This window comes from Rothia uropygialis (assembly GCF_004137765.1).
Taxonomy (GTDB): domain Bacteria; phylum Actinomycetota; class Actinomycetes; order Actinomycetales; family Micrococcaceae; genus Rothia.
This window is the reverse complement of the sequence record NZ_NOIS01000001.1, coordinates 647,819-674,721: the sequence shown is the minus strand read 5'-3', so window position 1 is coordinate 674,721 and position 26,903 is coordinate 647,819. Positions and strand designations below refer to the sequence as shown.

Sequence of the window (26,903 nt, the reverse complement as noted above, 5' to 3'; positions counted from 1 at the left end):
TGCTTGAGGAGGTCTGAAGCGACTAGTCGTCGCCGTCCCGCGGCCGCATATGGAGGTACACCAAGTAGAAACCGGCGAAGGCCCCTATGCCAGCGCCGAGCCACACGATCCATCGTGTCCCCAGCAAGCGATCCAGCCCAAAGCCTACCAAACTCCAGAAGGCCGTACCGATCACTACGTAGAGAAGGACCATGATCGACCCGGACAGTCCGCCCTGGTTAACGAGGTCCCCGGCGTTGCGAAGGTCTTGCTTTTCCGGTTGATCCCGGAACGCTCTGGACCTGGGATTGCCTCCCTGGCGATCCGAAGTCATGAGTCTTTTCCGCCCTCACAGTGGTTGGTCTTCCCCGAGTGCCGAGTTGGCACCGAATCGGCTGATGAGAAATATGGTATCCGGAGGCGCCCGATTACCCATAGTTGAGTTCCCAGGATCGTCACCACTGCCCAGATTGCCGCGGCAAGCGCCCATGCGGCGGACCACGACTGCGGGAACGGCACCACGAGCAGCAAAGCGGCGCCGACCATGATCTTGATGACGTAACCGACGAGCAGGAACAGCGCAGGGTCCTGCCCCAGGCGGGTCACGAGTAACGTCACGAGCCACGTTGCAAGCGTGGAAATCACAATGATTCCCAACCCGAAGACGGCGGCGGGGGCAGCGTGCCTCACGTCATAAATTGCCGCGATGATGACGAAAATCACAAAGGACACGCCAAGGTTGCCCAAGGAAGCCTCGCTCATAAAAAGCGCGGGTCGGTCGGTTTGCCGGTCTCGTCTCAGCCACGGAGGCAGCTTCATGATGCGCCGCTCCGCATTTTCCCAAGGATTGTCGGCAGTGCCAGATAGAGAATCACGATGCAGACCACGAGGAGGCCCATCCACATCAGCCCGTCCACCTCAAAGGGCAGGGCTACTACGGTAATGACTGTGACCGCGACGGTCGCGAAAGTCACCACGAGCGACGAAGCCACGTGGCTGAACCCCAGGTCGGTCAGTTGCTGATAGACGTGCTGACGATGCGGTTGATACCAGGCTTCGCCCCGGTAGATCCTCTTGACGAGGGTGAAGCCCGTGTCCGCGAGATAAATGACCAGCGGGGAAAGAATGTACTCGACGTAAATATTCGAAAGAAATGCGGCCACCGCGCAGCAGGCGATGGCCCCGCCGAGAAAATACGAGCCCGTATCGCCGAGGAATACACGTTTTCCGGCCAGATTCCAGGGTAGGAACGCCAAGAAGGCACCGGCGATCGCGGCACCACAGACCACAAGCCATGTCAGGTGAGTGGCCCATCCCGCATAGGCATAAGCCGCTCCCACGACCAGACCCTGCAAGCCCGAAATCCCGTTGAGCCCGTCCATGAAATTGGCAACGTTGATATATCCGGCGATGGCGAGCATGCCCACGGGGATCCACCACGCCGGGGTGCCCAGAATGTAAGTGAGCGCCGAAGTCACCGCCAAGCCGATCAGGAGTTGAAAGCCGGCCCGCCATCTGACGGGAAGTCCCCGGTAATCTTCGGCCCAACCGAGAGCGGCCGAAGCGATCATTCCAACGACAACCGCTACCATGACCGACCGGTCGACGTCGACGAGCGCCATCAGAGTGCTCATCCCCAACGCGAGCAACGCCGCGATAGCCGTTGCCAGGCCCATTCCCCGGACGGTAGGAACCGTATGGGAGGACCGGTGGCCCGGGATGTCCACGATTCCCAGCCACCTCAGGAAGGGCAGAACCGCGAAGGGCAGGACCAAGCCCAGCACCAGGGCTGTCAAGGCCGGGATCAGAAATTGCGAGGGTCCGGGAGAGGCTGTCTCTATCATGCTGACTCTTCACGGCCGTCGTCGTCGGCGCTCGAGGCAGTTCCGTCGGTGGACGCACGCTCCGCCCAGGTGGTCGACGACTGACCGATCACGGGCATCTCTTGCGTCGTCGGGATGTTTCCCCTAACTTTCCATTCGTGGCGATCCAACCGGGCGGGATCAAGCTGGGTCGATTGCGTGTGAGAGATCTGCGGATGGCCACGATGGGTCCCCAGCTCCCCTGCTCCGACCAGGTCCTCGTGCAGTTTCTCACCCTGCCGCAGGCCCGTGAAAACGATCTCGATGTCGTTGCGACCGCTCATCTGGATGAGATGACGCGCGACGTCGTAAATGCGGACCGGTTGTCCCATGTCCAGAATGAGCACCTCGCCCGGAGCGCCGATGGCACCGGCTTGAATGACCAGCTGACAGGCTTCCGGAATCGTCATGAAGTAGCGAGTGGCCTCTTTGTCCGTCACCGTGATCGGGCCGCCGCGACGAATCTGCTCCGTGAAAAGAGGCAACATCGATCCCCTGGACCCGAAGACATTGCCGAAACGCACCGAGGCGTAACGCCCGTTCGTGTGATGTCCCATCCAAGCGGTCATTTTCTCGGCCATCCGTTTCGAGTGGCCGAGCACCGTGGTCGGGTCAGCAGCTTTGTCGGTCGAAACATTGACGAAGACCTCGACGTCGACGGAGGCTGAGGCCTGAAGGACGTTGCGGGAGCCTTCGACGTTGGTCTGCCAGGCTTCGTTGGGGTACTGCTCCAACAAGGAAACATGTTTGAGGGCCGCAGCATGGAAGACGACCTGCGGACGGCGCATGGCGAAGATGGAGTTGAGCGCTTCCCGATCCCGAATGTCCGCGAGTACGGTGTCCTGCCCGTCGAGAAGGCCACGCCCCGTCATCGAAATCTGGGTGGCCTGGAGAGCCGATTCGTCACGGTCCAGCATGATGAGCTCGGAAGGCGAGAAATGACCGATCTGTCGACACAGTTCTGAACCTATGGAGCCCCCAGCGCCGGTGACCAGGACACGCTTGCCCGTCAGATACTTGGCGATGCCCTCCACGTTGATGTCCACGGCCCGCTGCCCCACGATGTCCTCGAGGCGGATGTCTCGCAGATCCAAGGTGTTTCCCGCCGTATTGCCGAACATGTCTCGCAGCGGAGGGGCCGTCAGAATCCGAACGTCCATGCCTTCGAGCTCTTCGTTGATCTGCGTCATGAGCGACGATTTGACGTTGGCCATCGCGATGATCAGGACACGGGCATTCGCGCGCCTCATGACCTGACGCAAATGCGTGATATTGCCGGAGACCGGAACCGAATTGATGCGCAGGTGCTTTTTGGCCGGGTCGTCGTCGATCAACGCAACGGGCAGATACGGCGAATCCTTGTCCTGCACCATTTGGGTGATCAGGGTGTTGGCCAAGAAACCTGCGCCATAGACGACCGCGTGCGGAGCATGGGCACTGGGTTTCGATTTCGATTCCACGTACATGCGCTTGAGATAGCGCACCGCGGCCATGAACAGCAGGGCGAAGGGGAAAGCGATCAGGGGAATGGACCGCGGCATGTGCAACGAGACTCCGAAGAACAGGAGCACGATCTGCACCAGGGCGGTCACGATGACCGTGACCAACATCAGGGCCTTGGCCTCATCAAAGCTGCCAAAACTGTATCTGCCGCGGTACAACGCGAACACGCTGCCGACGACGAGCTGCGCGACGACGGCCAGTACGCAAACGAGTACAAGACCAGGGGTGTGCACGAGCTTGTAGTCCATCTCGTAGCGCAGGAAGAGGCTCAGAAGAACCGCCACGACCCAGGCGACAGAATCCAAGAAGACCTGGGTCCACAGCCAAAGACGCGGTCGTTCGTATCCGGTACTCGACCGCTCGCCGGATAGTGCGGAGCCGCTCATAGGGGCTGGTTTCCTTCCTGTGACGCCTCATTATGTCTCATGCCGGATCGCACCGCCGGGGTTCGTCCGTCCTGAACACGAGAAGCGCTCGATCCTCGTCTACCGATCAACGCACGGTAGGTTCCGACCCTCCACTGCCGCGGTATGAGCCGGTATCCACCGCGCAACACCACATTACGCGCCCACCGGACGGGGCCGATGAACCCGGAGGCCCGGAGGTGTCGTTGCAGGTCCAACTCCCGAATCGCGGCAGGGACTCCACCGCGCCGGTCCCACGATGCCGCCCCCGCGCGGTATTTCACGAGCGGTTCGGCAAAATTTCCCAAAGCATACCCGGCGTCGAGCATTCGGGCCCAGAGACCGTAGTCCTCTGCGCCAGGAATCGTCTCGTAACCGCCCACGTCACGAACCGCCCGGGCGTCCAGGACTACCGTCGGATGACACAGGGGGTTGCGCATGGTCGCGACCCGTCGAATCGCGCGCTCATCGGTTTCAACTTTACGTATAGATTGAACTTGGCCAAATTCTTCGTCCATCTCATACATGGCGGACCCGACGGCCTGGTGGCGGCCTTCGAGCACGGACGGAATCATCAGCTCGAATCGTTCCGGAACGGACTCGTCGTCGGCATCGGCGCGGGCGACGACGCGGAAGCTGCACGCGGCCAGTCCGACGTTCAAGGCATTGGCCAGGCCGCCGTTGCGCAGAAGCCTTTTCACCTGGACCGGTATTCCGTGGTTTTCGACTTCTCGAACCGATCTCAAGATTTCTTCGTCGAGTTCGGAGCCGACCGGACCATCGACCACCACCACAACTTCATGCGGAGCCACGGTCTGTTCCCAGACATTCGATGCAAAAGCTCGGCGCAACGCCCCCGGCGTATCACGGTGATACACGGGCATCAGGAGAGAGAACCCCTCTTCCTCAGGTTCATGTTGAATCTTTGGGGCCGATTCTTGCTCCGGAGTCGAATGGGAATCGAGGTCATATACCCCAGAGAGAGCCTGGCGGTTGCTCCTGGGGGCACGCACTGCGTCCCAGAAGCCGCGCGCCAAATACTTGGCCAAAGCCTGGCGGTTCGAGCTGTTTCGGAAAGTCCTGATCCACAGCCGACCCGTCGCACCCCCGTAGAGAATCTTCTCCCACGGGGCCAGGGACTGACTTCGGCTGAAAACCCAGAGTTTGTTGCGCACGTCGTTGTAGAACCGCGGGCCCGGGTCCACGTCCGTTGTGCCAAAAGTCTTGGTGTGGTGAGCTACGACTGAGGACGGCAGGGATATGGCATCCCGGAACCGCGCGAGGCGAGTCGAATATTCGAAATCGTCGTTCCAAATGAAGTAATCGACAATCGGAAGACCCACTCTCCTCATGGCCGCGGCATCCATGAGAAGGGACACGAACGATCCGGAACGGATCGTTTTGCCTCCGACTTTGTTCGCTCGTTCTTTCTGCTCTCGTGTCGCCCCGATGCGCTCGATCATCGAATTCATGGGATGTTCCCTGCCATCGGTCCACACGACATTACTGGCGATGAATGCCGGACGCTCCTCGGGGGCATCGGAATAGTCGACCCAGGCTTCCACGGATTCCGCGAGTGTCTCGGCCAGCGGTTCGGTGTCATCGTCCATGACCCAGACCAGGTCAGCGTCGTGAACGGCCAGTGCACGATCGATGCCGACCGCAAAGCCCCCGGCGCCACCGAGGTTCCGGTTGAGGCGGACCCTGTCGATCGGCAAACCGTAGTCGAGGTTCTCCAGGAATTGAGGGGTCTCATCCGTGGACGCATTGTCCACGAGGACCACGTGATCCGGGACACGACGTCCGTTGGCTACGCCCGAGAGAGTCTTGCGGAGGAGGTTAAGGCGGTTGAAAGTCACGATGACGGCCACCACCCGCGGGTTCGGGGTCTCCCCTCGCCCTGCGACGGATTTCGGCTGCACTCTGTCCTTTCCCCTCGCACACGTCGGCCCGACGGTACGAGCTGATCTTTTCTCCGAGGGGCGGTTCGTGCCCGCATGGTGAAGTTAGCGCGATTTGGTCAGTAAAGTGGTCTCAAGAAGGTGCGATGATCGCACCGATGAACGGCAACTGACAGTTTACCGCGGCATGTAGCTCAAATCGGGGCTATCAACGCGATCAGTTGCGTCGACGAAAGCGAGGAAGTATGAGTCAGAGTACCTGGCGAGTTCTCGGGGCCACAGGTTTCGCGGGGTCGGCCATCATGACCAGACTCCAGCAGGAGGGGATCAGCGCCTCCCCCGTATCCGCGCCGCGGCTGGCGACGTCGTCAGAGTCAGCCGGCCAAGTGATTTCCGAGGCCAGGCGACTTGAATCCGTGATCGACTACTTGGCGGACTCTTTCGCGGGCGCGGACGTTGTGGTCAACGCCGCCGGCTTGTCAGCCCCGGATCAGAATGACTTGCCATCTCTGGTCGGAGCCAACGCACTGTTACCGACCGTGGTCGTGGTTGCCGCGCAACGCACCGGCGTGCGGCGCGTGATCCATTTGAGTTCGGCGGCAGTACAGGGAGCGCGTCCCGTACTGGACGCGTCCGAAGCCACTGCCCCATTCTCCGCGTATTCCTTTTCCAAAGCCTTGGGGGAGGACTGCGTCCTCAGACTTCGCGATTTCATCAATGCCACGGCCCATGCCGGCGCCGCTCCCGGCTCGGCCGCCTCGGACTTTCCTCCTGCTCCCAGCAACTCTCCGGCCCAGGTGGGGCCGAACCATGCGGCGGAATTGTGCATCCTCCGCGCCACTTCCGTGCAAGGTTCCGGGCGCAAAACTACGTCGAATCTCGCGCGTGTCGCCTCCTCTCCGCTGGCTGTCGTCGCCGGAAACGGCGACCGAGCCACACCCGTTACGTCGGTCCATGCCCTGGCCGAATACGTCGTAGCGGTCGGCAAGTTCGAGGGAGAACTGCCGTCGATTGTTCTCCAGCCTTGGGAAGGCGCCACCACGGCGTCCGTCATCCGAGATGCCGGACGACGCAATCCCCGTAGGGTTCCGGCCTTCATTCTGCGTCTTGGCGTCAAATTTGGCCATGTTCTCTCCTCGGCGATGAACGAGCGGCTCCAAGGCGCCGTCCGACGGGCCGAGCTGATGTGGTTCGGCCAGGGTCAGGACGATACCTGGGCTACCGAGAACGATCTCCTCCCGGAGCGGCGCATCGGCGCGGTCCTGAGAGAAGCGCATACCGCGACCGGCTCCAAGCGCTAGTCGCCGACTTCGCCTGCGCCAGCCGAGGAAGGGGGCCCGTTGATCGTTGTCGATCGGCGGGCCCCCTTCCTCGGCTTGGGGTGACTCGGCCTACTCCTGCTCGTCCTGATTCTGTGGAAAAAGAAGGGCTCGAGCTTCGTCCACGCCGAGTGGCCGAGCGTCCTTGACGCGTTCCGTCCTCGTCGATGAGCGGCCATCTGTGACTTTGCTCCGCAACTGGTCGACGGGCTGGTCGCCGGCGGCCCGGCTCGATGCGGCATCCGCCGTGAGCAATCCCGCCTCGATCGAGCCTTCGGGCGCCGACGCGGCCCGGGGCCCGTCTCCAGGACCGCGCACAGCTTCGTCGCTCGCACCGGAGGTCCCTTCATCGGCCGACGACTCCTGGTAATTCTCAGCCTTCGCAGAAGATACGGAACTCTTCTCTTGCTCCAGCTGTTCCAAGGTGATCGCGGTACGAGCCACGCTCTTGATCTGCTCCAGGCTGATCGCCCCCAGGCGGACCACAACGGGTCGCTCTCCCGTGACATCGACGATCGTCGAGGGTGCAACGTCCGCGCTGGACGTCTCCGGATCGCGACCGACCGGACGGACTCCGGCGTCAACGATGGCTTCAACTCTCTCTCCGAGTTGCTCGAACGCCTCTTCCCCGTTGGTTGCAGCGGTCAGCCCCGTGCGGTTGGCGCTCGAAACGGCCAACGGGCCGGTGCGCCTGAGGATCTCCCGGGTGAGTTCGTCATCGGGAACGCGCAGGGCAACGGTTCCCTCGGTCTCGCCGAGATCCCAGTTGAGTGAAGGCTGCGAAAAAACAATAAGCGTCATTGCCCCTGGCCAAAAAGCTTCGGCGAGCGCCTGTGCGTCCGAGCTGAGTTCGTCTGCGAGCCCAGGAAGCACGCTCGAGTCGGCAATCAGCACGGGTGGCGGCATTCGGCGCGATCTGCCCTTGGCGTTGAGAAGCTGTTGCACCCCTCCGCGAGAAAAAGCATCCGCGGCGATTCCGTACACCGTGTCCGTGGGAATCACTGCGGTGCGGCCATCCAGCATGGCTTTTTCAATGGCGGAAAGCGCGGACTCGCGCTCTTCCTCGGTGGTGACGGGGTATACGGTTGCGGTCACGATCGATGCGTCTTTCGTTGCTTCGGTTGATGGTCCCGTAATCCACGGGATATCTCAGACACCAGAGTAACCCTTGGTTGCCCGTGGGCGTCCGGTCAAGTCTGTAATGGTCTCAATAGTGTGGAACCCCATAGCCGAAAAGATTTCGGCGGCACCTTCGGCCTGGACCTCCGCGTGCTCCATAATGAGCATTCCACCCGGCAGAAGCAGCTGCGCCGCACGCCGGACTATCCCGCGCGGGATCGCGAATCCGTCCTCAGATCCACCGTACAAGGCCATGTCCGGGTCGTGCTCGGCGACCTCAGGGTCCTTGGGGATTGCGGCGCTGGGTATGTACGGAGGATTGCTGACCACGGCGGTCACGCTCGATTCCCAACCGACGAGCGCATGCGCAGCGTCATCGACGATGATCTCCACCGGCAGTCCCGTGGAGACGACGTTTCGCCGCGCCCACGCGGCTGCGCTCGGCGACAGCTCGACGCCGTAAACCTCACATTCTGGGTTCTCCTGCGCCGCCGCCAGCGCGAGGGCACCGGATCCCGTGGCCAGGTCGACCACCACCGGCCGCTCTCCCTGAGAGGATTGCTGCAAGAAAGTATTCAACTCTTCGATCAGCACTTCGGTCTCCGGACGAGGAATGAACACCCCGGGTCCGACGTCGAGGCACAGATGACGAAAATATGCGCGGCCGGTCAGGTGCTGAAGCGGGATGCGCGAGGAGCGGGCCATGACGAGTTCGTCGAATCCCGCGGGGGTTCCGACGTTTCCTGCCACCGCCCACGCAACGACTTGTCCCCGCGAAACTTCTTCTCCTTGCTCGGCTCGGAGCAGGTGCGCAGCCAACAACTCGACATCGGCGCGAGGGGATTCGATGCCTGCCCTACGCAGTCGGTTCTCCGCCTCGCGGAGGGCAAGCCCCAGAGGCATCTCCTCGAGCGCTCGGCCAGGATCGGAGCTGGGAAATCCGCCTGCGGACATCTGAGGCGACACTTGCTACTCGGAGTCCTGACCAAGCGCCGCGAGGCGGTGTTCCTCATCCATCTGGATCGCGGATTGCACCACCGGTTCGAGGTCTCCACCCATCACGGTGTCAAGGTTATAGGCCTTGTACCCGGTCCGGTGGTCCGCAATTCTGTTCTCCGGGAAGTTATAGGTACGGATACGTTCGGAACGGTCCATCGTCTTGACCTGTGACTTCCGGTGCTCAGCCGCCTCGGCGTCGAGCTGCTCCTGCTGATGGGCCAGCAAACGAGCACGGAGAACGCGCATCGCGGCCTCACGGTTCTGCAACTGTGATTTCTCGTTCTGCATTGCCACCACGATTCCGGTAGGCAAGTGAGTAATACGCACCGCGGAGTCCGTCGTGTTGACTGACTGTCCGCCAGGGCCCGAAGACCGATAGACATCGATTTTGAGATCGTTCTGGCTGATATCGATCTCTTCCGGCTCATCGACTTCGGGGAAAACCAGTACGCCGGCGGCGGATGTATGGATTCTGCCCTGCGATTCCGTGACCGGAACGCGCTGCACGCGGTGCACACCGCCCTCGTACTTGAGGTGAGCCCAGACGCCTTCAGCAGGGTCGGTCGAAGTGGACTTGACGGCCATTTGGACGTCCTTGTAACCGCCCAAATCCGATTCGGTCGAGGAAAGGATCTCAGTTTTCCATCCCTTGCGCTCGGCATACCGAGCATACATGCGCAGAAGATCACCCGCGAAGAGAGCAGATTCGTCACCGCCCTCGCCGGCCTTGACCTCGAGAATGGCGTTACGGCCGTCGTCCGGGTCGCGGGGAATCAACAGTCGGTGCAACCGTGCCTGGGCCTCGCTGAGGGACTCTTCCAGGGAGGGCACTTCCGCAGCGAATTCTGGATCTTCTCCGGCCATCTCACGCGCCGCTTCGAGGTCGCCTTCAAGCATTTCGACCTTCCGGTACGCCTCGACGATGCCGTTGAGCTCGGAATACCGGCGTCCTAGCTTGCGGGCCTTGCCTTGGTCGGCGTGCACGGCGGGGTCGGCCAGCTGCTGTTGCAGTTCCTGGTGCTCATCGAAGAGGGATTGGATGGAATCGAGCATAGGGTCCTCGGTAATTGAGATTGTGGTGTGGCCTCCATTATCTCACTCGCTCCCGTGGCCACAGGCGGGGAACGCGAAAAAAACCGACGCCCGGCCCCACGTAGAGTGGATCCGGGCGTCGGTTCAGGAACGCTAGTCGTCGGACTTGGAGCCCAACGTGGTCTTCTGCACCTGAAGAAGGAACTGCACGTTCGTCGGGGTGTCACGCAGTTTGCTGGTGAGGACCTCGAGCGCCTGCTGTTGGTCCAATCCGGCCAGCACACGACGCAACCGCCACATGATCTTGATCTCGTCCGGCGACAAGAGGTTCTCCTCGCGGCGAGTTCCGGATTCGTTGACGTCCACGGCCGGGAAGATGCGCTTGTCAGCAAGCTGACGCGAGAGGCGCAATTCCATGTTGCCGGTGCCCTTGAATTCCTCGAAGATTACCTCGTCCATCTTGGACCCGGTCTCGACCAGAGCGGTTGCCAGGATCGTCAGCGAGCCGCCTTCCTCGATGTTGCGTGCGGCGCCGAAGAAACGCTTGGGCGGGTACAGCGCCGCGGAGTCCACGCCGCCACTCAGGATACGGCCGGAAGCCGGCGCGGCGAGGTTGTAGGCGCGTCCAAGGCGAGTCATCGAATCGAGGAGGACGACGACGTCGTGCCCCATCTCCACGAGCCGCTTGGCACGCTCGATGGCCAGTTCCGCAACCGTCGTGTGGTCGTCGGCAGGTCGGTCGAAGGTCGAGGCAATGACTTCACCCTTGACCGTGCGCTGCATGTCCGTGACTTCCTCAGGACGTTCGTCAACCAGCACCATCATGAGGTGGACCTCGGGATTATTGGTGGTGATCGCGTTCGCAATCGACTGCAGCATGAGCGTCTTGCCCGCCTTGGGCGGCGAGACGATCAGGCCGCGCTGGCCTTTGCCGATCGGGGCAACGAGGTCGACCACGCGCGGGCCGATCTTCTTCTGCTCGGTCTCGAGGCGAAGACGCTCGTTGGGGTACAACGGGGTCAGTTTGTTGAATTCCACACGCTCGCTGAGTTCTTCCGGCTTCTTGCCGTTGACGCTGGTCAGCTGAACCAAAGCGTTGAACTTCTGGCGGGAATTATTCTGGTTTTCACCCTCACGCGGTGCGCGGATCGCACCGACAACGGCGTCGCCCTTGCGCAAGTGGTTCTTCTTGACCTGGGCGAGCGAGACATAGACGTCGTTGGGACCGGGCAGGTAACCGGAGGTGCGGACAAAAGCGTAATTGTCCAGTACGTCGAGGATACCGGCGACGGGCAGCAAGACGTCGTCCTCAGTCACCTCGGTGTCGTCGACCTCGGGGCCGTTGTTCCGACCACGTCGGCGGTCACGACGGTCGTTGCGATTCCGGTTGCGGCGGTTCCGACCCTTGCGGTCGTCGTCCTCGGGGCCGTTGTTATTGCCCTTGTTCCGGTTGTTCCGACGGTCGTTGTTGTTCTTGCCGTCGTTCCGGTTGTTGTCCTCGGAGTTGTTCTCCTTGGGGCCATTGTCCCTGGAGCCGTTGTCCTTCGGCCCGTTGTCCCTGGAATTGTCCTTGGATTTGTTGTTGTTCTTGTTGCGACGATTCCGGTCGTTATTGCCCTTGTCGTCATTCTTCGAATCCGAACGGCGCTCGTTCTGCCCGTCCTGATCCTGCGAGCCGCCCTGGTTGTTGCCGCGCTGATCATTGCGCTTGGTGCGCTCCTGATCCTGCTCACGGCCGTTGTGGCGTTCCGCGCTACGATCCTCGCCGCGTTCGCGCTGGGAAGACTCGGCTGGGCGCTCCTGGGAGCCCTCGTTCTTCTGCCCCTCCTCGTCGGACTGCGGGACGTCATTCTTGACATTCCCACCCGACGTGGCCCGACGTGAGCGACCTCGCTGGGGACGCTCGGACTGGCCTTGAGCTGCGGGCTTTTGGCTTTCCTCGGAACCGTTCTGATCGGATCCTTCGGATTGCCCCTGATTCTGATCCGAGCCCTTGTCGGCCTTGGACTTGTTCTGAGTAGCCTTCTCGTCGCGGTCAGCGACGGCCGAGCCGCGCTGGTGGGCCGAAATGGCCTCGACCAGTGCAGACTTCCGCATGCGGCGAGCGCCGACGATGCCGAGTTGGGACGCCAGCGACTGTAACTGCGCCAATTTCAAGGCGCTCAATCCGCCACTGCTTTTTCCCTGCTCTGCGGCCTGGGACGCGGCTGTGTTTTGCGTGTTTTGAGATTCTGGAGACTCGTTGTTCTGGCGAGTCTGTTCAGCCGAACCGTTGGTTGGCTGTTCCGCACCCGATAGGTCGGTCGATACGGTCACGAAGGATCCTTCCCCCTCGACATGGCCCTCGTATATTGAAACGAGGCCCGAATATATTAATGGTCAGCACGCACCACCAGAAAAAACGCGATACGCACGAAATCCCCGCACCAGATAGTGCAGAGATCAATGACGCGCTCCTTGCCCTCGCCGCTTCGAAGAATGTCGATTCGACGACGCGCAGGGATTTTCTTGAAATGACTTGAGCGTACTCGACCCGTGGGCCGGGTAAACCCTCATCCCCAGAAAACCAAAGCTCAGGGACGATCAGCTGACGCGTCGATCCACCAGATTGGTGAACCATCATGATCCGGTCCCACTCAAACGCCAATCATTCCAATTGACCGTGCGACCGGCGAGAACCGAAAGCCTATAGAAGCTTATCGGACTCGACGTGTTCAACTATAACACCGTTGCGATCAATGGTCAGCCTTTCGACATCCCAATTTACGCGGCGATCTCCGAAGTAATTGGACGGCGCCTGCGCAAATTCCTCGATGAACCCCGCCGCGCGGTCCGCCGAGTCGGCATTCTCCGCCAGGATGAGAACCGTCGGCCCCGCGCCGGAAACGATGGCGGCAAGACCTCTCCCCCGCAGATGCGATACCAATCCAGCGGTCGGTCCCATGGCACTCGCGCGGTACTGCTGGTGCAGAAAGTCCTCCGTGGCCGCGAAGAGCTCGGAAGGATCGTCTTTCATCGCGTGAACCAGCAAAGCAGCGCGTCCCGAATTGTATGCGGCCTCGCGGTGCGGAACAGACTCGGGAATCAGACCACGGGCGATCCGCGTGGGTACTTCGTAGTCCGGGATCGCAACGACCGGGACGACGTCGCTATGAACCTGGGCCGGCACCGAATGGAAGCCGTCCGGGCCGGAATAAGAGATGACCAGCCCGCCGAACAGGGACGGCGCGACGTTGTCCGGGTGCCCTTCCATCTGGGAGCAGATCTGCAGAATAGCGTTCGATGTCAATCGCACGTCCTCAGGCACCATGGCATTGGCCGCGACCACGCCGGCCACGATCGCCGACGCCGAAGATCCCATACCTCTCGAGTGAGGAATGTTGTTCCGGGCCGTGATCCGCAGCCCTGGCAACTCGTGTATTCCGATCGCCCGCCATGCGGTGCGCATGGCACGCACGACCAAGTGGTCTTCTGTCTGAGGAACGGTCTGGCTGCCCTCGCCGCTCACGTCGAAAGCGAGGCGACCGGAAATTCTCTCCACAGTCACCTCGTCGTAACGCCCCAGAGCCAGTCCGAGGGAATCGTAGCCGGGACCCACGTTCCCCGTCGACCCGGGAACCGTGACGCGCACCCTGGTGCCCACCGGGATGATGTCTGGCCCGAAGGACGCCGCAGATTCGCCGTCGACAAGGGATGTCGGCCTGGTGTCCATGCCCATGGTTGTTACTCCAAGCCCAAGGCATCGGCGACCGAGACGACGTCGAAGTCCACCGTAGTGGGCTCTACGTCGTCGCCGTCCGCTCCCCGCAGGGCCCACTGGGGATCCTTCAGACCATGCCCGGTCACCGTGATAACGATCGTCGCCCCCCTCGGGGCTTCCCCGGCCCGATGCTTCTTCAAAAGTCCCGCAACGCCCGCGGCCGAGGCCGGTTCGACGAAAACGCCTTCCCGAGAGGACAGCCAACGGTGGGCTTCGAGGATCTCGTCATCGGTCACCGAGTCGATGAGGCCCTCGGACTCGTCCCGAGCCATTTCGGCTTTGTCCCAGGAAGCAGGATTGCCAATCCGAATCGCAGTTGCGATAGTCTCCGGCTCGCTGATCGGGTGTCCCAGAACTATAGGTGCGGCACCTGCCGCTTGGAACCCCCACATCTTGGGTCGCTTCGACGCGACGGGCTCAATGGTTTCTCCCGCGTCGTTGACGTAGGGCTGCGAATACTCTTTGTATCCCTTCCAGTACGCGGTGATGTTTCCGGCGTTTCCGACCGGGAGCAAATGATAATCAGGGGCATCTCCCAAGACGTCGACCACCTCGAAGGATGCTGTCTTCTGGCCCTCGATGCGTGCGGGATTGACCGAGTTGACGAGGAACACCGGGTAGTTCTCGGCGAGTTTCCGAGCGACCTCAAGGCAATTGTCGAAGTTGCCGTTGACCTGCAGCAGTTCGGCCCCGTGTGCGATCGCTTGCGAGAGCTTGCCCATTGCGATCTTTCCGTCCGGAACCAGCACTGCGCACTTCAGGCCCGCCTGCGTCGCGTAGGCCGCAGCCGAGGCTGACGTATTACCCGTCGAAGCACACACCACGGCTTCCGCTCCCTGTTCCTTGGCCGCCGTGATGGCCATGGTCATCCCGCGGTCTTTGAACGACCCGGTCGGGTTCATGCCCTCGAACTTGATGTACACCTCGTTGCCGGTGTGTTCGGAGAGCTTGGGGGCACGGATCAGAGGAGTCCCGCCCTCGCCGAGGGTGACGACTTCGGTCTTTTCGGTGACCGGAAGGCGGTCGCGGTACTCGTTGATGACTCCTCGCCAAACGTGTGCCATGGGGTTCCTTACGTTAGTTATCTCTGGCCCGGGTCGTTCCCGGTCGGACGGATGAGGAATGAGAGGTGACGCTAGCCCTCGACCTGTATCACGGAAGCTACGCTGTACACCGTGGACAGCGATGACAATTCGTCGATCGTGGACTGCAGATTCTCGTCACTGGTCTTGTGAGTCACGATGCGAATCGTGGCGTGGTTGCCTTCGATGTCCTCGTGATCACGATGTTTGGTCTGGTGCATAGTCTGGATCGAAACACCGTGCTCGGCGAAGACGTTGGCGATCGCGGCAAGGACCCCGAGCTGATCCCGAACGCGCAGACCGACCGTGTAGCGCGAGACCACGTTGGACAACGATGTGGCTTGGAGCTTCGCATACGCGTAATCCGGGACCCCCGGCCCCCCGAGCATGCTGCGACGGGCCAGAGACACGAAGTCGCCCAAGACGGCCGACGCCGTCGGCGCCCCGCCCGCGCCGGGACCGTAGAACATGAGTTCTCCGGCGTCCCGGGATTCGACGAAGACAGCGTTATAGGCGTCCCGCACGCTCGCAAGCGGATGAGAGCGAGGAATCAGGGTCGGATTCACACGAATGTTCACGCCATCCCCGTCGAGCTCGCAGACGGACAAGAGCTTGATCACGTATCCGTCACTCGCCGCGGCGGCGACGTCGTCGGCGGTAATGTCGGTGATGCCTTGGCAGTGAACATCGTCGATCGTGAATTCGGAATGAAACGCCAACGAGGCGACGATTGCGGCTTTCGCTGCGGCGTCCTGCCCCTCAATGTCCGCGGTCGGGTCGGCCTCCGCGTAGCCCAATTGTTGGGCTTCGGCCAGGGCATCGTCGAACTGCGCCCCTGTCGAATCCATCGCGTCCAGGATGAAGTTGGTCGTTCCGTTCATGATGCCCAGTACTCGGGTGACGTGGTCGCCCGCGAGGGAATCGCGCAATGGACGCAGAATCGGGATAGCACCTGCGACAGCTGCTTCATAGGAGAGCTGCGCGCTATTCTCACGAGCCGCGCGCTGAAGTTCCGCTCCGTGGGCGGCCAGAAGAGCCTTATTTCCCGAGACCACGTGCTTACCCGCATTCAGCGCCCTGAGGATCCGTGACCGCGCAGGTTCCATGCCGCCGGTCAGCTCGATCACGACGTCGGCTTGGTCGATCAGGCTCTCCGCGTCCGTGGTGTAGAGAGACGCGTCGGCTGGGTAATCGCGATCGGCGTCGAGGCTGCGCACGGCGATCCCGACCAGCTGAGGAGTCGCGCCAATACGTTGCGCCAACTCCGCAGAATCTTCCGTGAGTACCCGTGCGACCTGCGATCCCACGGTTCCGGCGCCGAGGAGCGCCACCTTGATCGTCGGTTCGGTCATAGTTTCTCCTAGCAAGTCGGTATGTCGGCTCAGAGGCCGGCGTCCCTGGCGAAAAGGTCTTCCTCGGTTTCACCGCGCACGATCACGCGCGGGGGACGTGCCGAGGAAGTCGCGACCACGCCGGGTCGCGGAAGGTAGTTGTAGTTGCTCGAGAGTGCCCAGCAGTACGCCCCTGTGGCCGCTACGGCAAGAACGTCGCCACTCGTGAGGTCGGCGGGCAAGTAACAATAACGAACCACGACATCGCCGGATTCGCAGTGTTTGCCCACCACACGGGAAAGAACTTGTTCTCCGCTGGGAGCCCGGTTGGCCACAACAACGGAGTAATCTGCGTCGTACAGAACCGGACGCGCGTTATCCGACATGCCACCGTCTACCGAGACGTAGCGGCGCACCTGAGTCCGGCCGGATCCGGAATCGATCGCAACGTCCTTGATGGTTCCCACGGTGTACAGAGTGGTGCCCGCGGGGCCGGTCAATGCGCGGCCTGGCTCGATCGAAATGTGCGGTATGTCCAGCCCCAATGACGAGCAGGTATCCGCGACGCTGCGTGCAAGTTCGCGGGCTATGACGTCGGCGCTTCGAGGAGTATCCCCCTCGATGTAGCCGATACCGTAGCCGCCGCCCAGGTCAAGCTCGGGGATGTTCGTGTCAATTCGGTTCGATACGTCTGAAATGAATGTCAGCAGCCGCTCGGCCGCGAGGCCGAAGCCATGGGCCTCGAAGATCTGGGAACCGATGTGGCAGTGGAATCCGCGCAGGTCGGTACCGTCCAACGCGTCCGCGGTCAGGGCAGCGAGCATCGCCACAGAGTCCGATGAGGCAACGGCCGTTTCGGACCACAGAGATGCCTCGACGTCGGATTCGGCCAACGCAGCCGTCCCCTCGGCCAGGGACAACCCGAACTTCTGGTCCTCGTGGGCCGTGGCGATGAAATCATGCGTCTCGGCATGCACACCGGGCGTGATGCGAATCATGACTGGGGCCGTGACACCCATGTTGCGTGCGATGCGGTCGATCATGAAAAGTTCGGGAACGGAATCGGCTACGATCCGTCCGAGACCGTTCTCGAGTGCCCTGCGAATCTCGTTTTCCGATTTGTTGTTGCCGTGCAGGGCAATTCGCTCCCCCGGCATGCCGGCGGCAAGCCCCAGGGCGAGTTCTCCCCCAGACGCCGTATCCAAGTTGAGCCCTTCTTCCCGGGCCCACCGGACGATGGCCGAGCAGAGGAACGCTTTTCCGGCGTAATAGACCGAGACCTCGGCGCCGTATTCGCCAAAGGCCTTTTCGAATGCGATGCGGTACTCGCGAGCGCGGCTGCGGAATGTGTCTTCGGAATAGACGTATTGAGGTGTTCCGAACTGCTCGACAAGGCTGGAGGCCGTCTGCCCGTCGATGGTCAGCTCGCCCGAGCCGTCACGACCGTAAGAGGGGGTCCAGATGTGCCGATCCAGCTCCGCCGGGTCGGAGGGAAGGCTGAGCCATTCCGGGACCACGGTCGACTGTGCCTGGCCCATTTACATCCTCTCCGGTGCGGTGACGCCCAAGAGGTGCAAACCATTGGCCAGCACCTGGGTCGTGGCATCGTTCAAGGCCAGGCGAGTCCGATGGATATCGGTGATTTCTTCGTCGCCCTTGGGAGTTACGCGGCACGCGTCGTACCAACGATGATATGCACCCGCCAGACGCTCCAGATAGCGAGCCACACGATGCGGTTCGCGGAACTCCGCGGCTTCGACGAGCACACCGGGGAACTGCCCCAAGGCGGCGAGAAGTTCCTCATCCGACGGAGTGCTTAACAGCGAGGCGTCGAAGCTCTCCACCGAACGCACCACTCCGGCATCGGCCGCGTTACGGGCTACCGCGCACGTGCGAGCGTGGGCGTACTGGACGTAGAACACGGGGTTCTCGTTGGACCGCCTGGTGAGCAGGTCCAGGTCGATGTCGATGTTGGAATCGACCGAGTATCTGGTCAGCGAATAGCGCGCGGCATCGGTTCCCACGGCGTCGACCAGATCTTCCATGGTCACGACGGTGCCGGCCCGCTTGGACATCCGGACGGCCTTGCCGTCACGAACCAGATTGACCATCTGGCCGATCATGACTTCGACGGCGTCCGGATCGTCGCCGATCGCCGCTGCGGCGGCCTTCAGCCTGGCAATGTAACCGTGATGATCGGCACCCAGCATGTAGATCGCCAGGTTCGCACCCCGAGCCCGCTTGTCGGCGATGTAAGCAATGTCGCCGGCGATGTATGCAGCGTTTCCGTCGGATTTGATGACGACACGGTCCTTGTCGTCGCCGTAGTCGGTCGATCGCAGCCACCACGCGCCGTCTGCGAAGTAGAGCTTGTCGCTGCCCTTGAGCTGTTCGAGGACACGGTCGACCTCGCCGGATTCGAAGAGCGAGTTCTCATGGAAATAGACGTCGAAGTCCACCCCGAAATCGTGCAATGACTGCTTGATGTCCTCGAACATCATCGCCACGCCGTATTTGCGGAATACCTCCTGCGGATCATTTGATTCCAAGGCGTCGGGCACTTCGCGGAGCACACGCTGTGCGATGTCGTCGATGTACTGACCGCCGTAGCCGTTCTCCGGGGCAGCCTCGCGGCGAGCTTTGGCCAGCAACGAACCGGAGAATCGATCAATCTGCGTCCCGTGGTCATTGAAGTAGTACTCGCGGGTGACCTGGGCGCCGTTGGCCGTCAGGATGCGTGCCAGTGAGTCGCCCACCGCAGCCCAACGCGTGCCACCGAGGTGAATCGGCCCAGTGGGGTTGGCTGAGACGAATTCCAAGTTGATGTGCATGCCGTCAAGCTTGGTGGACCGACCGTACGCTGACCCGGCGTCGAGGATGTTCTGCGCCAGAACACCGGCTGCGGCCGCATCGAGAACAATGTTGAGGAATCCCGGACCGGCTATGTCCACGGCGGACACGCCGTCGATCACGATGATCCGCTCCGAGAGTGCCTGGGCGACCTCACGAGGGTTTTTGCCCACACGCTTGGCGAGCTGCAGAGCAATGTTGGTGCTCCAGTCACCGTGCTGGCGATTCTTGGGACGCTCGATCTTCACTTCTGGCAGGGCTTGTCCCTCGACCAGCTCGAGCTGCCCAGAGTCGATGGCCTGGTGGAGGCACGCGGATATTGCATCGGAGAGTTCTTCGGGAGTCACTCGTCCAGTCTACAAGGATTGTCTTTCACTCCACCTTCGTGACGGCGCGAGGAAAGATTCGGGCCTTCCGAAACTTCACCACGACCATGACGAGCCACATCGAGAGGAGGAAGGGCCAGGTGAACACGGGGCCTCCCGCGAACGCCAACACGTGGTTGAAAGCCAAGGTTAGCCCGACGCCGGCGACGACGGCGCCGGCGCGCACAACCCATGGCCTCTCCGGTAGCACGACGACGCCCAAAGCAATCGCTGCCAGCACCGCCGAATAGCCGGTCAACCCTGCACTTATTTGTGCCGTCGGAGAGTGAACGGCAATGCCGAGTCCAATAGCCAACGCGCTGCCTGCGAGGGAAGCCACACCGATCTTCCAGGATCCGAGAAACAACGAGAGGACGATCACGAGGCCGGTCGCGAGACCCGCCGAGAGGACGACCTCCGAGAAATCCTGGAACAGTCCCAGCTCATAGCCCGAAAAGGAGTTCACCGGGGTCGCGCTCGACTCGGTTCTGAGCAGGGGCACTATCGCCCCGTGCTCGAGTCCCGCAATGATGCAGAAGGGCGCGGTGGAGACGGGCAGGTCGAACCGCCGGAGCCACGGCAAGGACCACAGCCACCGGATCATTTCATGGACGGGAATGCACGCGAAGCTGCCTACGACCGTCACAAGAACCGCGGGCCACGTGCCGCCCAGCTCCCACGCCGCGGCCGCACCGACCAATGCTCCGTTATAGCCCATGAGTCCGTCATCGATCTCTGACCGGCGACGCTGGAGGAAATAGGCACCGTGAGTCTGAACGACGCTTCCCAGCACGACGAGTCCGGCAATGCTCCACGAGGAGAACGAAAGCCCTATGACGATTCCCAGACCGGTCAGCGCGCTCCGGACAAAGAAAATTTGGCCGAGGCCCCGAGCCACGGCGGAAGCAGTTGAGATGAGGCGAGCATGCATGTGAACGTTCAGGCCTCGATCCGTTCATTCGTCGCCGGGCCGGATTCGGCTGATGTGCGTCGCCGACGTTCCGCCAGGGCAAATCCCGCCCAGACCACAACGAAACAACCGACGAGGACCAACCCTGCGTCACCCAAGTCGATCTCGGCCAACCACGTGGTCACAGGATCCCTCAGGCCCAAGAGTTCGTGGAAGAAACCACCCAGCGAAAGGATCGAGATCAGGAGCGCGGCCAGCGATGAGACGGCGGTGACGGTCGCGTTGAATCGTATTCGGGACCTGTTGTCTGCCAGAGCAGAGGAGTACAAACGCATCATTCCGAGGCCGTTCAAGGTGTCGCACAGCGTCATCGCCGCGGTGAAGGCAAAGGGAAGGCCGAGCAATGCGACAGCAGGCACCCCTGCCAATGACGCACTGGCCGTCAGCAGCAGCAGTCCGATCGTCGTCGCTGTGTCGAATCCGAGGCCGAACAGGAAACCGATGACGAAGATGTCACGAGGGCTGCGCACTCTGGACAGGGGCCCTCTGAGCAAACGGGATACCAAGCCCCAGTTTTCGCCGAGATCGTGTCGATGTCCCGGAGGCAATCTGTGGCCCGTCCGCGCCCTGCGGATCAGTCGAACCGCGATTCCGCTGTTGTACAGACCAAGGACCAACAGATAGAAACCCGATACACCGGCTCCGATCAGCCCGAGCACGAGATTCGCCGTGCTCCCCTCCTCGAACGCGCCGTGGACGAAGTGCACGCCTGCTATAACCATGATTCCGGCGAGAGTTACGACCATGGAGTGGCCCAAACTGAATGCAAACCCTACGCTCGCCGGGTTCCTTCCGTCGGCGACGAATTTGCGCGTCGAGTTGTCGATCGCGGCTACGTGGTCCCAGTCGTAACTGTGTTTCATTCCGGCCACATAGGCCGTCAGTACGACGCCGAGCGCCAAGGGCTGCGATCCAGGAACGAATGCGGTCAGCAAGAGGCCGAGGGCGATGAGATGAAGCAAACCTACGGCGCCCAGGGTGAATCCGACTCGGGTCCTGAGAGGCAGGCCTTCCCTGCGCGTGACGTAGCGGCTGTAGAGCGCCGAGGCAGACACATCCGTCATCGACTCTCCCCTTTCTAATAGGCGTGATTCAAGGGCAATCAGTACTTACGGAGGTTCATCTGTCCCTGGTTGCGCAGTCGCGACCTGACTTCGTTCGCGACGGCAAGGTGCAGGTTGTGGATATCAGCAGTGCTGTGGGCAAGGCTTCTCATGGCCCAGCACGCGAGGCCGTCTTGTCGCCGCGCTCCGACTCGGCTCATGCCGGACACGGTGTTCGAGGCGTCCATGATCTCCGCGAGGGACTCGTAGAGTCGCTCGTCCAGGCGCCGATCCGCGACGAGAAGCTGGCCCGTATGGCTGTGCCCCTCCATGAATCCCACGCCGGAGACTGCCGTTCCCTCGCCCGGTTTGATCCGAAGTTGGTCTACAGCCACCCGACGGTGGCCTCTTTCCGTCCGGACCCGGATCTCAGTGCGCATGCGCAACTCCTTGTAGGCGAAGCTCGCTCCGGTGGGCGCCCATCCGGGTGTGATGATTTCGCAGGACAGCAACGAGGACTGGGGGTGCATGTCGATCACGGTGTCTTGGAGGTATTTTCCCTCCCTGTAGACGATCAGCTGGTCAGGGACGGATTCCAGGGTTGCTCCGCGGCCGAGCGAAATGCGCATGCGTTGGCGCGCTGGCCCTTGCGGAGTCTTGTAGACCTTCGTTGCTGACTGAGTCGTGAGAAGAAGGGAAGCATCATCCTTGACCTCAATGTCTATCTCGTAGACGTCCGATCCGAAGTAGGCACCACCGGGGTTGACCATGGTGTAGACGACTTGTCCCGACGAATCCAGGTACAAGGGCTTGAGGACCCGCAGGGCGTTCTCGTGGTACTGGTCCGCCGCGAACGACCGACCGTTGCGGACATCGATCCCGAGACGCAACCGTCCTGCCGGGTCGCCGCACGACGTCGGGCCGCCCGAACCGCTGTCGTGAACTGTCTCCCGATCTTTCACTTAGGCGAGGTCCATCATGAGGACGTCGGTCCGTATCCATCCGAGAACGACTTCGAGTCCTTCATCGGTCACCAGGTTGGTCATGGCAAAAGGCTTGTCCTGCCGGAACACCCGCGAATCGGCTTCCATGACGGACAGGTCGGCGCCGACATACGGGGCCAGATCGGTTTTGTTGATAATGAACAAGTCGGATTTGATCATGCCTTGACCAGCTTTCCTCGGGATCTTCTCCCCCTGGGCGACGTCGATGACGTAGATCGAGAAGTCCACGAGCTCTGGGCTGAAGGTCGCCGAAAGATTGTCTCCGCCGGATTCGACGAAAATGATCTGTAGATCCTTGTGCCGTTTCCTCATTTCCACGATGGCGGCTTCGTTCATGGACGTGTCTTCGCGGACGGCCGTGTGGGGGCAGCCACCCGTTTCCAGCCCGATGATTCGGTCCTCCGGCAGGACTGAGTTGCGGGCGAGAATCTTGGCATCCTCGATCGTGTAGATGTCGTTCGTGATCGCGGCCATGGGTATCTCCTGGCTCATGGCGCGAGAGACGCGCTCGATCAACTGTGTTTTTCCGGCCCCAACAGGCCCGCCGATCCCTATAATCACAGGTTCCATTGTTCTTCTCCTTCAATTCGTGTTTTCAGCTCATGAAGAGGCGCGCTCGCTGACGCTCATGTGCCATTTGGGCGATCTCGAGTCCAGGCGATATTGCCCCGAGGTCTTCGGCCCTCAGCCCCCTGGACGCTTCTACGGCGCGCAGGACTTCTGGTTGAAGCGCTGCGACGATTCGCTGTCCTGCGTTCTGCCCGAGCGGGATCCCCCGTACGGCGTTCTGTGTCAGCGAGATCACCGAGGCGTAAACATGGGAGGCAACGGCCTCGTCTTCGGGAACCCCCAGGTCACGGGCGAGCACTGCCATGGCGATGGCCTGATGGCCGTGGCTTCTTCCGTCATCGACCGAGCGGGCGTAGGCCTCGGTCCAGCGTCCCGAGTAGCTCGCCGCGCCGATGGACAGAAGCCGACGCCCCATGGTGATCCCCCCGTCACGTATCTGCCGTGGCAGGGCTTGGGCGATAATCAGCTCGTCCAGGTCCACGATTTCTTCTTCACAGGACGCACGGTAGGCAATACGGATGGCTGCTGCGTCGGTGTACGTAAGTTGTTGCTCCACGAACATGCGCAGCCAATCGGCGAAGGTTTCCTCGTCGTCCAGTTCCCCTCGACTCATGTACGTTTCGAATCCGAGCGAATGACTGAAGGCTCCGGTCGGTATCGCGGAATCCGTCAGTTGCATCAGCCCCATCAAACGAGTCAGTGCCGTGGTGCCCTCCGGTTCAGTGGGTGTGTTCTGCATGGCGGAACGGCACGGGCATCACACGTTCTTGACGTGCGTAGTCAACGTTTTCTTCGTGAAGGAATCTCTCGACGGTGTGGTCGTACTGAACGACCATGACCTCGGCTTCGTACTCGCTGTTCCCGTCGAAGAACTGCGCCTGCAAATGCCGGTTGCCCAAGCTGTGCGCGATGCGACCCATGTGGAAGATCGACTTCGGCCGGATGACCAGTACGTCCGATGGCAAGACGCGCACGACAACTGCGGAATCGCTGTCTTCTCCGGGGACGGCCAAGACGTCCCCGTCCTTGAGGTCCGGGGACCGGGGCGGAAGGCGGAGTCCCAATTCGTGTCCGTGGTCCGTAGTCATTCGCTGGATCCGTTTGACCAGGTCTTGGCTGGGAAGCACGACGTTCTCGACGTGATGGTCCGCGACGAGAAGCTGGCCTTCGGGTTCGTGCACGTTAGCGAGCACGCGGGTGACGATCATGAGCTGTCTCCTCGGCTGGATGGTTCGGTTCAGAAGAGGAAGTATCGCTGGGTCAGAGGCAGTTCCTCGGCCGGCTCGCACGTGATCGGCTCGCCGTCGACCCTGACTTCGTAGGTTTCCGGGTCGACCGACAACTTCGGTGTCTCCCCGTTGAATCGGAGATCAGCCTTGGTCAGGTTGCGTATACCGTGGCACGTTCGGATGACCTTGTTGAGCCCCAACAGACGAGGTACTTGGGCCTGGACGGCGACTTCGGACAGGAACGTGATCGAAGACGACGCCGTCGCCTGTCCGAAGGCCCCGAATGCCTTGCGGTAATTCCGGGGCTGCGGAGTCGGGATCGATCCATTCGGATCTCCCATGGGACCGTGGACCATTTGTCCGCCCTTGATAATCAGGTCTGGCTTGGCCCCGAAGAACTTCGGTTCCCAGAGGACCAGATCCGCGAATTTCCCCTCTTCAATCGAACCCACCGAGTCCGAAACGCCGTGTGCGATGGCCGGATTGATGGTGTACTTGGAGATGAATCGCTTGATGCGGAAATTGTCTCCCGCGGTTCCTTCGTCCTCGGCGAGCTTGCCTCGTTGTTTTTTCATCGAGTGGGCCACCTGCCAGGTTCTCAGGATTACCTCACCGACGCGGCCCATCGCCTGGGAGTCAGAAGAGGTCATCGAGAAGATCCCCATGTCGTGAAGGACGTCCTCCGCGGCGATCGTCTCTTTGCGAATCCGCGAGTCCGCGAAGGCGACGTCTTCGGGGATGTCGGCTCGAAGGTGATGACAGACCATGAGCATGTCGAGATGTTCCTCGATCGTGTTGCGGGTATAAGGCAACGTGGGGTTCGTCGAGGCGGGCAGAATATTGGGCTCCGCGGCCAGTTCGATGATGTCCGGCGCGTGCCCGCCGCCTGCCCCTTCTGTATGGAAGGTGTGGATGACCCTCCCATCGATGGCCGCTTTGGTGTCCTCGACGAAGCCGGCTTCATTGAGAGTGTCGGTATGGATGGCGATTTGGACGTCGTACTGGTCTGCTACCTGCAATGAGGTATTGATCGATGACGGCGTCGCACCCCAGTCTTCGTGAACCTTCAGGCCAATCGCGCCCGCCCGGATCTGCTCGCTCAGAGGCGAGACCGACGAACCGTGCCCTTTGCCGAGAATCCCGAAATTCATCGGGAACGCTTCGAACGACCGGAGCATATTGTGAATGTTCCACTCACCGGGAGTGATCGTCGTGGCCTTCGACGATTCGCTGGGTCCTGTTCCTCCGCCGATCATGGTGGTGATCCCTGAGACCAAGGCGGTTTCGATCTGGTCGGGGCTGATGAAGTGGATGTGAGAATCGATACCGCCAGCCGTCAGAATTTTTCCTTCGCCGGCGATAACGTCCGTCGCAACGCCGATGACGATGTCGACCCCGTCCATGGTGTGAGGGTTTCCGGATTTGCCGATCTTCATGATGTGCCCGTCCCGAACGGCGACATCGGCCTTGTAGATTCCGGTCCAATCGATGACGATGACGTTGGTGATCACCAGGTCGGGAACGCCGACGTCCCTCACCAATTGACCGTTCTGGCCCATGCCGTCACGAATCACTTTCCCACCGCCGAACACGGCCTCTTCGCCCGGGGTCGTGAGATCCTGTTCGATTTCGGCGAACAATTCGGTGTCCGCCAAGCGCACGGCGTCTCCGGTCGTGGGGCCGTACAGGTTCGCGTATTGGTCGCGGCTCAGTTCAAAGCTCAAGGGTTTCTCGGTTCTTTCCAGGCGCTCAGCGCGTCTGATTCGAATAGTCGTCGTCGTCCCGGCTGGGCAGCGGATCCGGTGCGTCCCCGGCCGCCGACTCGTGACGAGCGGGCGTGGAATCGTCTCTCAGTCCCGTCGACTGGGCGGCGTCGAGCGGCCCGTCCACGAGGTCACGGAATCCGTAAACGGTCCGGTCGCCGCCCAGGGCCACCAAATTCACGGTCTTTCGGTCGCCGGGTTCGAAGCGGACCGCGGTCCCTGCCGGAATGTCGAGCCGGAAACCACGTGCAGTGTGCCGGTCAAAGGCCAACGCGCGGTTGACTTCGGCGAAGTGAAAATGCGAGCCGACCTGGACGGGCCGGTCCCCTCGGTTCAGGACGTCGAGGGTTGTGGTCTCTCGACCAGAATTGCATTCGATAGGCGACTCTGCGAGTCGGTATTCTCCGGGTTTCACGATGAAAGTCCTTTCCTAGCGAATGGGTTGGTGAACCGTGACGAGCTTGGTTCCGTCAGGGAACGTGGCTTCGACCTGGACGTCGGGGATCATCTCGGCGACGCCTTCTTGAACGTCGTCCTCGGAAAGAATCGTGGCGCCCCAGCTCATGAGGTCGGAAACACTCCGGCCGTCCCTGGCTCCTTCGAGCAACTCGTAGGTGATGATCGCTATGGCTTCCGGGTAATTGAGTTTGAGCCCCCGCGACTGACGTCTCCTGGCGAGATCGGCTGCCACAACGGTCAGCAGTTTTTCTTGTTCGCGGGGTTGCAGGTGCACGTCGATTGCTCCTCGGACGAAGGAAACCGGCGGATTGGTCGCACCAAACGCCAGACTATTTAGGGAAACTATGTTTCTCGCCTCT

General features: G+C 61.4%; 24 protein-coding genes. 1 reads left to right on the top strand and 23 read right to left on the bottom strand.

Annotation, left to right across the window (positions count from 1 at the left end; all coding sequences use genetic code 11):
- Positions 1 to 22 precede the first annotated feature (22 nt).
- Genes EWV35_RS03025 through EWV35_RS13395 form a run of 5 tightly spaced genes read right to left on the bottom strand, consistent with a single transcriptional unit; the run spans position 23 to position 5,670 of the window.
- Positions 23 to 313 carry an AtpZ/AtpI family protein gene (locus EWV35_RS03025; RefSeq protein WP_238654070.1) on the bottom strand — a complete coding sequence of 97 codons (291 nt, stop codon included), beginning with the start codon at positions 311 to 313 and terminating at the stop codon, positions 23 to 25.
- The gene (locus tag EWV35_RS03020; protein WP_129657994.1) at positions 310 to 741 is read right to left on the bottom strand and encodes a hypothetical protein; all 432 of its coding nucleotides are present in this window, start codon (positions 739 to 741) and stop codon (positions 310 to 312) included. Before EWV35_RS03020 ends, EWV35_RS03025 begins: the two co-directional genes overlap by 4 nt.
- Positions 742 to 794: 53 nt before the next feature.
- Positions 795 to 1,823, bottom strand: coding sequence for an MraY family glycosyltransferase (locus EWV35_RS03015; protein ID WP_129657992.1), 1,029 nt, complete (start codon positions 1,821 to 1,823; stop codon positions 795 to 797).
- Positions 1,820 to 3,730 (bottom strand): nucleoside-diphosphate sugar epimerase/dehydratase, encoded by a 1,911-nt coding sequence (locus tag EWV35_RS03010; protein ID WP_129657990.1) that lies wholly within the window; start codon positions 3,728 to 3,730, stop codon positions 1,820 to 1,822. The genes EWV35_RS03015 and EWV35_RS03010 overlap by 4 nt, the downstream gene beginning before the upstream one ends.
- Entirely contained in the window at positions 3,727 to 5,670 is a 1,944-nt protein-coding gene (locus tag EWV35_RS13395) for a glycosyltransferase (RefSeq protein WP_129657988.1), read from the bottom strand. The genes EWV35_RS03010 and EWV35_RS13395 overlap by 4 nt, the downstream gene beginning before the upstream one ends.
- Positions 5,671 to 5,894: 224 nt before the next feature.
- On the opposite strand from EWV35_RS13395, the gene EWV35_RS03000 reads away from it, so the two are divergent.
- The gene (locus tag EWV35_RS03000) at positions 5,895 to 6,950 is read left to right on the top strand and encodes an NAD-dependent epimerase/dehydratase family protein (protein ID WP_129657986.1); all 1,056 of its coding nucleotides are present in this window, start codon (positions 5,895 to 5,897) and stop codon (positions 6,948 to 6,950) included.
- 90 nt (positions 6,951 to 7,040) lie between these two features.
- On the opposite strand, the gene EWV35_RS02995 is transcribed toward EWV35_RS03000, so the two are convergent.
- From EWV35_RS02995 to EWV35_RS02910, 18 genes are all read right to left on the bottom strand, one after another.
- Positions 7,041 to 8,063 (bottom strand): L-threonylcarbamoyladenylate synthase, encoded by a 1,023-nt coding sequence (locus EWV35_RS02995; RefSeq protein ID WP_129657984.1) that lies wholly within the window; start codon positions 8,061 to 8,063, stop codon positions 7,041 to 7,043.
- Positions 8,064 to 8,117: 54 nt separating this feature from the next.
- Positions 8,118 to 9,041 carry a peptide chain release factor N(5)-glutamine methyltransferase gene (gene prmC / locus EWV35_RS02990; RefSeq protein ID WP_238654068.1) on the bottom strand — a complete coding sequence of 308 codons (924 nt, stop codon included), beginning with the start codon at positions 9,039 to 9,041 and terminating at the stop codon, positions 8,118 to 8,120.
- Between the two features lie 15 nt (positions 9,042 to 9,056).
- Positions 9,057 to 10,139: a peptide chain release factor 1 gene (prfA, locus tag EWV35_RS02985; protein WP_129657982.1), complete on the bottom strand. Its 1,083-nt coding sequence runs from the start codon at positions 10,137 to 10,139 to the stop codon at positions 9,057 to 9,059.
- Positions 10,140 to 10,271: 132 nt separating this feature from the next.
- Positions 10,272 to 12,434 (bottom strand): transcription termination factor Rho, encoded by a 2,163-nt coding sequence (gene rho, locus EWV35_RS02980; protein WP_129657980.1) that lies wholly within the window; start codon positions 12,432 to 12,434, stop codon positions 10,272 to 10,274.
- 370 nt (positions 12,435 to 12,804) lie between these two features.
- A complete protein-coding gene (thrB, locus tag EWV35_RS02975) occupies positions 12,805 to 13,830 on the bottom strand; it encodes a homoserine kinase (protein WP_238654066.1) in 1,026 nt (341 codons plus the stop codon).
- A gap of 11 nt (positions 13,831 to 13,841) precedes the next feature.
- A complete protein-coding gene (gene thrC / locus EWV35_RS02970; RefSeq protein WP_129657976.1) occupies positions 13,842 to 14,942 on the bottom strand; it encodes a threonine synthase in 1,101 nt (366 codons plus the stop codon).
- A 71-nt stretch (positions 14,943 to 15,013) separates the two neighbouring features.
- Entirely contained in the window at positions 15,014 to 16,312 is a 1,299-nt protein-coding gene (locus EWV35_RS02965) for a homoserine dehydrogenase (RefSeq protein ID WP_129657974.1), read from the bottom strand.
- Between the two features lie 29 nt (positions 16,313 to 16,341).
- The gene (locus EWV35_RS02960) at positions 16,342 to 17,829 is read right to left on the bottom strand and encodes a diaminopimelate decarboxylase family protein (RefSeq protein WP_129657972.1); all 1,488 of its coding nucleotides are present in this window, start codon (positions 17,827 to 17,829) and stop codon (positions 16,342 to 16,344) included.
- Positions 17,830 to 19,488 (bottom strand): arginine--tRNA ligase, encoded by a 1,659-nt coding sequence (gene argS / locus EWV35_RS02955; protein WP_129657970.1) that lies wholly within the window; start codon positions 19,486 to 19,488, stop codon positions 17,830 to 17,832.
- A gap of 25 nt (positions 19,489 to 19,513) precedes the next feature.
- Entirely contained in the window at positions 19,514 to 20,437 is a 924-nt protein-coding gene (locus EWV35_RS02950) for an urea transporter (RefSeq protein WP_129657968.1), read from the bottom strand.
- 8 nt (positions 20,438 to 20,445) lie between these two features.
- Positions 20,446 to 21,540, bottom strand: coding sequence for a HoxN/HupN/NixA family nickel/cobalt transporter (locus EWV35_RS02945; RefSeq protein ID WP_129657966.1), 1,095 nt, complete (start codon positions 21,538 to 21,540; stop codon positions 20,446 to 20,448).
- A 38-nt stretch (positions 21,541 to 21,578) separates the two neighbouring features.
- Positions 21,579 to 22,481, bottom strand: a complete 903-nt coding sequence (locus tag EWV35_RS02940; protein WP_129657964.1) for an urease accessory protein UreD — start codon at positions 22,479 to 22,481, stop codon at positions 21,579 to 21,581.
- A complete protein-coding gene (gene ureG, locus EWV35_RS02935; RefSeq protein ID WP_129657962.1) occupies positions 22,482 to 23,093 on the bottom strand; it encodes an urease accessory protein UreG in 612 nt (203 codons plus the stop codon).
- Positions 23,094 to 23,118: 25 nt separating this feature from the next.
- Positions 23,119 to 23,832 carry an urease accessory protein UreF gene (locus tag EWV35_RS02930; protein ID WP_129657960.1) on the bottom strand — a complete coding sequence of 238 codons (714 nt, stop codon included), beginning with the start codon at positions 23,830 to 23,832 and terminating at the stop codon, positions 23,119 to 23,121.
- On the bottom strand, positions 23,813 to 24,301 hold the full coding sequence (gene ureE, locus EWV35_RS02925; protein WP_129657958.1) for an urease accessory protein UreE: 489 nt from the start codon (positions 24,299 to 24,301) through the stop codon (positions 23,813 to 23,815). Before ureE ends, EWV35_RS02930 begins: the two co-directional genes overlap by 20 nt.
- A gap of 29 nt (positions 24,302 to 24,330) precedes the next feature.
- Positions 24,331 to 26,046 carry an urease subunit alpha gene (ureC, locus tag EWV35_RS02920; RefSeq protein WP_129657956.1) on the bottom strand — a complete coding sequence of 572 codons (1,716 nt, stop codon included), beginning with the start codon at positions 26,044 to 26,046 and terminating at the stop codon, positions 24,331 to 24,333.
- Between the two features lie 25 nt (positions 26,047 to 26,071).
- The gene (locus EWV35_RS02915; protein ID WP_129657954.1) at positions 26,072 to 26,500 is read right to left on the bottom strand and encodes an urease subunit beta; all 429 of its coding nucleotides are present in this window, start codon (positions 26,498 to 26,500) and stop codon (positions 26,072 to 26,074) included.
- 15 nt (positions 26,501 to 26,515) lie between these two features.
- A complete protein-coding gene (locus EWV35_RS02910; RefSeq protein WP_129657952.1) occupies positions 26,516 to 26,818 on the bottom strand; it encodes an urease subunit gamma in 303 nt (100 codons plus the stop codon).
- Between the last annotated feature and the right edge of the window lie 85 nt (positions 26,819 to 26,903).